The organism is Acinetobacter sp. ANC 3781 (assembly GCF_004331285.1).
Classification (GTDB): Bacteria; Pseudomonadota; Gammaproteobacteria; order Pseudomonadales; family Moraxellaceae; genus Acinetobacter.
Window position 1 is genome coordinate 55,321 of sequence record NZ_SJOH01000022.1, and the last position, 7,173, is coordinate 62,493.

General features: G+C 45.0%; 5 protein-coding genes and 1 pseudogene. 5 read left to right on the forward strand and 1 reads right to left on the reverse strand.

Translation table 11 applies throughout. The annotated features are described in order from the left end of the window. The first annotated feature begins 84 nt into the window (after positions 1-84). From E0H89_RS14525 to E0H89_RS14545, 5 genes are all read left to right on the forward strand, one after another. On the forward strand, positions 85-1,734 hold the full coding sequence (locus tag E0H89_RS14525; protein ID WP_131217974.1) for an AMP-binding protein: 1,650 nt from the start codon (positions 85-87) through the stop codon (positions 1,732-1,734). Between the two features lie 59 nt (positions 1,735-1,793). Continuing rightward, positions 1,794-2,921, forward strand: a complete 1,128-nt coding sequence (locus E0H89_RS14530; RefSeq protein WP_131217975.1) for an acyl-CoA dehydrogenase family protein — start codon at positions 1,794-1,796, stop codon at positions 2,919-2,921. 19 nt (positions 2,922-2,940) lie between these two features. Then, entirely contained in the window at positions 2,941-3,711 is a 771-nt protein-coding gene (locus E0H89_RS14535) for an enoyl-CoA hydratase (protein WP_131217976.1), read from the forward strand. Between the two features lie 28 nt (positions 3,712-3,739). Further along, complete coding sequence (locus E0H89_RS14540; protein ID WP_131217977.1) at positions 3,740-4,807, forward strand: enoyl-CoA hydratase/isomerase family protein; 1,068 nt, start codon at positions 3,740-3,742, stop codon at positions 4,805-4,807. Between the two features lie 66 nt (positions 4,808-4,873). Then, positions 4,874-6,226 carry an MFS transporter gene (locus E0H89_RS14545; protein ID WP_131217978.1) on the forward strand — a complete coding sequence of 451 codons (1,353 nt, stop codon included), beginning with the start codon at positions 4,874-4,876 and terminating at the stop codon, positions 6,224-6,226. Between the two features lie 207 nt (positions 6,227-6,433). Here E0H89_RS14545 and E0H89_RS16980 read toward each other — a convergent pair. Beyond that, positions 6,434-6,888: pseudogene (locus tag E0H89_RS16980) on the reverse strand (type 2 periplasmic-binding domain-containing protein); the annotation flags it as partial. Positions 6,889-7,173 lie beyond the last annotated feature (285 nt).

The window sequence follows — 7,173 nt, forward strand, 5'->3', positions numbered from 1 at the left end:
CCTAAAATATTCAGATGGAGCAAGGATTCGCTTCAATAATTACACCTTGTCAGTAATAACGATAAATTCAGGCTGAGGTTTAACATGTTAGATTATCAAACAACGGTTCAAGACTTTGATTTAAATACGATTGCAAGCCAGTATCTCTCCGGTTCCATACAGGCAGTGAATGCCTGTTATGAATGTTGTGACCGTCATGCCAATTCCGATGCCATTGCCTTGTACTGGCATGGTAAAGATGGCCGTAAAGAACAATATAGCTTTGCCGAGCTCAAAAAATATTCTAGCCAGTTTGCCAATTTTCTTAAGTCTCAAGGCATTGGTAAAGGTGATCGTGTTTCCGGATTATTACCGCGTACCCCAGAGCTGATCATTACCATTTTGGCAACTTGGCGCATTGGTGCAGTCTATCAACCTTTATTTACGGCCTTTGGTCCCAAAGCCATCGAGCATCGCATTCAGCTGGCGCAAAGCAAGCTGGTGGTGACTGATCTGGCGAATCGGGACAAATTATCCGAGATTAGCAACTGCCCGACGATTGTGACGGTACATGCCGAAACCCAGGCAGAACACTATCCGCACGACCTCAGCTTCTGGACGGTATTAAACCGTCAGGCTGAAGCTTGTGAGCTGGAGATCCTGAATGTTGATGATCCATTTTTATTGATGTTTACCTCGGGCACCACTGGACCAGCGAAACCACTTAAAGTCCCGTTAAAAGCGCTGATTGCTTTTGCAAGCTATATGCAAAATGCCATTGGTCTGACTCCTGAAGATGCTTTCTGGAATATTGCCGATCCCGGCTGGGCCTACGGTTTGTATTACGCGATTACTGGCCCCTTAATGCTTGGACACTCGACCTTATTTTATGAAGGTGGTTTTAATGCGGAAAGTGTCTGCGAAATTGTTAAGGAATATGGCATTACCAATCTGGCTGGTGCACCGACCGCTTACCGCATGATGATGGCAGCTGACCCTGCTCAAATGGCAAAACTGCGCGGTAAATTACGCGTGGTTAGTAGTGCCGGAGAACCATTAAATCCGGAAGTGATCCGCTGGTTTAAAGACGTCCTTGATGCACCTATTTATGACCACTATGGCCAAACTGAAGTCGGGATGGTGGTGTGCAATCATCATGCTCTGGAACATCCGGTCCGTTCAGGTTCGGCAGGCTTTGCCAGCCCGGGTTACCGGATTGCCGTTGTCGATGAACAGGGGCATGAATTAGCGGCTGACGTCCCGGGCATCCTGGCGGTCGATATCAGTCAGTCACCGATGATGTGGTTCTCTGGCTATGAAGAAAGCCGTAAATCTCCCTTTGTCGGCCACTACTATTTAACCGGTGATACCGCGGAAATTCATACTGATGGCAGTATGAGTTTTGTCGGACGCAGTGACGATGTCATTACAACGTCAGGCTATCGGGTCGGCCCATTTGATGTAGAAAGTGCCTTGCTGGAACATGATGCCGTGATTGAAGCTGCGGTGATTGGTGTACCTGACCCCGAGCGTACTGAAGTGATTAAAGCCTTTGTGATTCTGGCGAATAATTTTGCAGCTTCGACCCATCTGGAAGAAGAGCTGGGTCAATTTGTGAAAAAGCGTTTGTCTGCACATGCCTATCCGCGCCTGATTGAATTCGTGACCGAATTGCCGAAAACCCCAAGCGGTAAAATTCAACGTTTTTTACTCCGGAATCAGGAAATCAACAAGCAGCAATCCAAAACTGCATAACTCAATAAATTCAACAGATTGAATAAGAAGATTAAATAAAGAGATTGAAGGAAGCATCGATGCAATTAACGGAAGAGCAAAAACTAATTCAGGATATGGCCAAAAGCTTCGCCCAGGAACAGATTAAACCCTTTGCCGGCGAGTGGGATCAAAAAGGTATCTTTCCTAAACAGGCCTTGGCCCAAATGGGAGAGCTGGGTTTTCTCGGCATGCTGATTCCCGAGGAATGGGGCGGCTCGGGCACAGGCACGCTGGCTTATGTTCTGGCCTTAGAAGAAGTCGCCGCGGCCGATGGTGCAACATCCGCGATTATGAGCGTACATAACTCGGTGGGTTGTGTGCCGATTTTCAAGTTCGGCACTGAACAACAAAAGCAGCAATTTTTAAAGCCTTTAGCGCAAGGTGAAATGATTGGTGCCTTTGCTTTAACCGAACCGCATACCGGATCGGATGCTGCCGCGATTAAAACTCGGGCGGTCAAGGACGGCGATCACTACATTCTGAATGGCGCCAAACAGTTCATTACCTCTGGACATAATGCCGGGATGATTATTGTGTTTGCCGTGACTGATCCAGGCGCGGGCAAAAAAGGTATGAGTGCATTTTTAGTGCCGCGCGATACGCTCGGTTATGAAGTGATCCGGGTGGAAGAAAAACTGGGCCTGCATGCTTCGGATACCTGTCAGATTGCCTTAACCGATGTCCGCATTCATGAAAGTTTAAGACTTGGTGCAGAAGGCGAAGGTTTAAAAATTGCCCTAGCCAATCTGGAAGGTGGGCGGATCGGCATTGCCGCACAAGCGGTGGGGCTGGCACGGGCTGCTTTAGAAGAAGCCACCAAATATGCGCATGATCGTGTGGCTTTTGGTAAACCGATTTTTGAACAGCAGGCAATTTCCTTCAGGCTGGCCAGTATGGCGACTGAAATTGAAGCGGCACGACAACTGGTGCATTTTGCAGCACGCAAAAAAGAAGCCGGTGAAGCCTGTTTAACCGAAGCCTCTATGGCCAAGCTCTTTGCTTCGGAAATGGCGGAACGCGTCTGTTCCAAAGCACTGCAGATTTTTGGCGGCTACGGTTATCTCAAAGATTTCCCGATTGAACGGATTTATCGCGATGCGCGTATTTGTCAGATTTATGAAGGCACCAGTGATATTCAGCGCCTGGTGATTGCACGCAGCCTCTAATTTTAAAAGGACTTATTTCATGCAGTGGCAAATGATTTTATTAGAACAACGTAACGGCGTCGGGGTGATTACTTTAAACCGTCCGCAAGCATTAAATGCACTGAATAACCAGCTGATTGTTGAAATGAATCAGGCACTGGATCAGCTGGAAAAAGATCCGGCAATTGGCTGTATTGTGATTACCGGTTCGGAAAAAGCTTTTGCTGCCGGTGCCGATATTAAAGAAATGGCCGATCTGAATTTTCCACAAATCTATCTGGATGATTTTTTCAGTCTGGCCGATCGAATTGCTCAGCGCCGTAAACCTTTAATTGCCGCAGTGAGTGGCTATGCCTTGGGTGGTGGTTGTGAGCTGGCATTGATGTGCGACTTTATTTACTGCGCTGATAATGCAAAATTTGGTCTACCTGAAGTGACCTTAGGCGTGTTACCCGGCATTGGTGGTACCCAGCGTTTAACCTTGGCGATTGGTAAGGCCAAAGCCATGGAAATGTGCCTGACTGCACGGCAGATGGGGGCGCAGGAAGCGGAACAAAATGGTTTGGTGGCTCGGGTATTTGCTAAGGAAGAATTACTGGAGCAAACCCTGCAAGCTGCCGAAAAAATTGCTGAAAAGTCGCTTACTGCCGTGATGATGATTAAAGAATCAATTAATCGGGCCTTTGAAGTGAGCCTGGCTGAAGGCCTGCGCTTTGAACGCCGGGTGTTCCATTCCATTTTTGCAGGTTCCGATCAAAAGGAAGGCATGCTGGCCTTTGTGGAAAAACGCCCAGCCAAATTTACCCATTAATAAGAAATTCATGATAGGAACAAAAAGAATGAGTGATGAAAATAATTTAGCGATTCGGATCACAGGAGGTCTGGGCATCATCAGCCTGGACCGCACCAGCCATTTAAATGCCTTAACCCTGCCGATGATCCAAGGCATTCAGGCGCAACTCGATCAGTGGCGCCATGAGCCAGAAGTGCAAGCCATCTTGATTAATTCCAACAGTCCCAAGGCGTTCTGTGCTGGAGGAGATATCCGCTATCTGTATGACAGCTATCAGGCCGGCAATACCCAATATCAGGATTTTTTTGCCACTGAATATAAGATGCTGAGCACCTTGCGTAATTTTCCAAAGGCCGTGATCGTGATGATGGATGGCTATGTACTGGGTGGAGGCTTTGGATTGGCTCAGGCCTGTCATATCAAGGTTGCCAGTGAAAAATCACGTTTTGCCATGCCCGAAACTGCGATTGGATTTTTCCCGGATGTTGGAGCGACCTATTTTTTGTCCCGACTGGATGAAGTCGGTGTCTATATGGCATTGACCGGTGAGCAGATCAGCAGCAGTGATGCGCTTCATTTGGATCTGGTCGATTATCATGTCCCAAGTGAACGTTTTGCTGAATTACAGGCTAGCTTAGCTGATGCACCTATTTTAACCAATATTGAAATCAGAAATATTATCAGCACTTTTATCACCGATCCGGCAGAAAGCGAATTACAAAAACGTGCAGACTTGATTAACCAGCATTTTGCTTATCAAAATCTGGATGAAATTGAACACAGTCTGGCGCATGAAAAGGAGGTTGCCAATCAAGCTTGGGCAGACACAACCTTGGCCACCTTGCAACAACGTCCGGTCATGGCGAAACAAACCAGTTTGAAGTTACAGCAGGTGGGGCAAAACCTATCGCTGGAAAAATGCATGCAGCTTGAACGCGACTTACAGGACGTCTGGTTAGAGCAGGGCGATTTTATTGAGGGGGTTCGTGCGCTGATTATTGATAAAGACAAGAACCCACAGTGGCGAACCGAGAATGCAGAATTTGAAAAAACGCTGGAAAAGCTCTGGCCGGTCTGGACTAAGCAACGGATAGATTCGCTTTGTTATAAATAATCGGAATTTATTTTAAATAACGAAGTGGGTCACGGATGACACTGCTCAAAAATACAAGAGGGATATATGCAACCCGTACAACAATCACAGTCTCAAGCCAAAAAGTCTTCCCACCGTTTGGCTGGTATATCCAGTATGGTGGGCACCACCATTGAATGGTACGATTTTTTTATTTATGGTGCAGCTGCCGCACTAATTTTCAATAAACTCTTCTTTCCTAACCTCGATCCCTTGATGGGTGTAATGGCTGCATTTGCGACTTATGCAGTGGGATTTATTGGCCGGCCTTTGGGCGGAATTGTGTTTGGTCATTTTGGAGACAAAATTGGCCGTAAAGCCATGTTATTGACGACTCTAATTATGATGGGTATCCCCACCGTTCTCATTGGTTTATTGCCGACTTATGAAAGTATTGGCTATTGGGCTACGGTCTGTCTGGTCATACTGCGCTTTATACAAGGTATGGCCATGGGAGGAGAATGGGGTGGTGCTGTTTTAATGGCAGTTGAACATGCACCCGAAGGAGGCAAAGGATTTTGGGGCAGTTTACCTCAGGCAAGTGCGGGTGGCGGGCTGATGCTGGCATCGATCGCTCTGGGGCTAGTGTCTATGTTGCCAGAAGCCAGCCTATTTAGTTGGGGGTGGCGAATTCCATTCCTTGCAAGCATTGTACTTTTAGGGGTGGGCTGGTATATACGGGTCAAAGTACCTGAATCCCCAGATTTTGAAAAAGTTAAAGACCAGGCACAAGAAATTAAAGTTCCGGCTTTGCAAGTTTTCAAAAATCATCCTCGAGAGCTTTTAACCATTATTTTTGCACGTGCTGCTGAGAATGCATGGTTCTATATTGCTTCCACCTTTGCACTCGCCTATACCACTACAAAACTGGGGATTCCCCGTCAGGACATTTTATTTGCAACTATTTGCGGTGGTGGCTTGATCATGATTATGACGCCTTTATTTGGGCACCTGTCCGATAAGGTGGGTCAAAGAAACATGTTTATGTTTGGTCTGGTGATACTTTCACTTTATTGCTATCCATTTTTCAGTATGTTGGATACCAAAGATCCACTATTGGTCTGGACTGCAATCGTATTAGGCATTGGTGTGGTTTTCCCGCTGATGTATGCACCACAATCCCAGTTATTCGCCCGACAATTCCCGACCGAAATTCGATATAGCGGCATTTCAATTTCTGTGCAATTTGCTGGAGTCATTGGTGGAGGGTTAGCTCCCCTAATTGCAACTAAGCTTTTAAGTGTAGGTGAGGGCAGTCCTCATTTGATTATCAATTACATTATGGGTATGGCGATCTTTGCGATCTTTTGTACATTTTTTATGAAGAGTGACAAATTGAATCTTCAAGCATCTCAAGTAATGGTAAAAAATCCAACAGAAACAGATTTATCCCGTCCTTAATATCCATAAATAGAATTTAATCAGTTAAATAAACGAACAGTGAAATAAAGCATTATTTTCTGGTCTTGGGAACAGGAGATATTTCCAAGATCAGAATATCTGGATGAGGCCTAATTTAAGATCAGGTGTTTATATTGCATCTTTTGGGATTAGATTTTAAAAAATTTATAGCGCCAGCATTTTTTCAGCACCCCTTATTAAACTGAGCTATTTTTCGCAAAATTCTGAAAATAATTCCAAACAGATTTTCCGGAGCCATTGATTATTTGGATTATTAGGGCAGCGAGCATGCCAATGTTGCTTCACGCTATATCCGGGAAAAGAATAGGGAGAAGCCAAAACTTTAATCTCACCTCGAGCTTCCAGGAATTTACTCAAATAAACTGGAATCGTTGCAATTGCATCGGTGTATAAGAGTAGTCCCTAATAGCCGTGGATGGGGGACTGGCAATCACGGTATATTCCTGTCGAAAAAGGGTTGGCTGATAAAAACCTGCTTCTAATTGAAGCAGAAAACCAATATTAAGATGATTTCCCCCTTCTGCCATTAATGCAGGTGTACTGATCTCAATTGGCACGATGCTGAGACGAATATAGGGTGCATTTTAACGTAGATAACCGACGAGTTTTGGCAATAAAACCAGATGACTGATATCTGTCATAATTTGAATCTAAACTTATCAAGAATCTGTTGCTACATCAGGATAATTTACGTGGTCAGTAAACGTAATTATATCGGGTTTTGAAGCCTTCAATATTTTAGGCATGATTTCCCAAGGTTATGGTATTGGATTGATGAGCCTAACTGAAAATTTGGACAGCAAGATTAAGGCTCAGTAAGAAAAGCTCAGTTAAAAGTAATTATATCGGGCTGGTCTATATAAAATGTCTACTCTTTTACCTTAAAAATATATGATTTATCATCTATTTTTAAGGATTAGATTTTT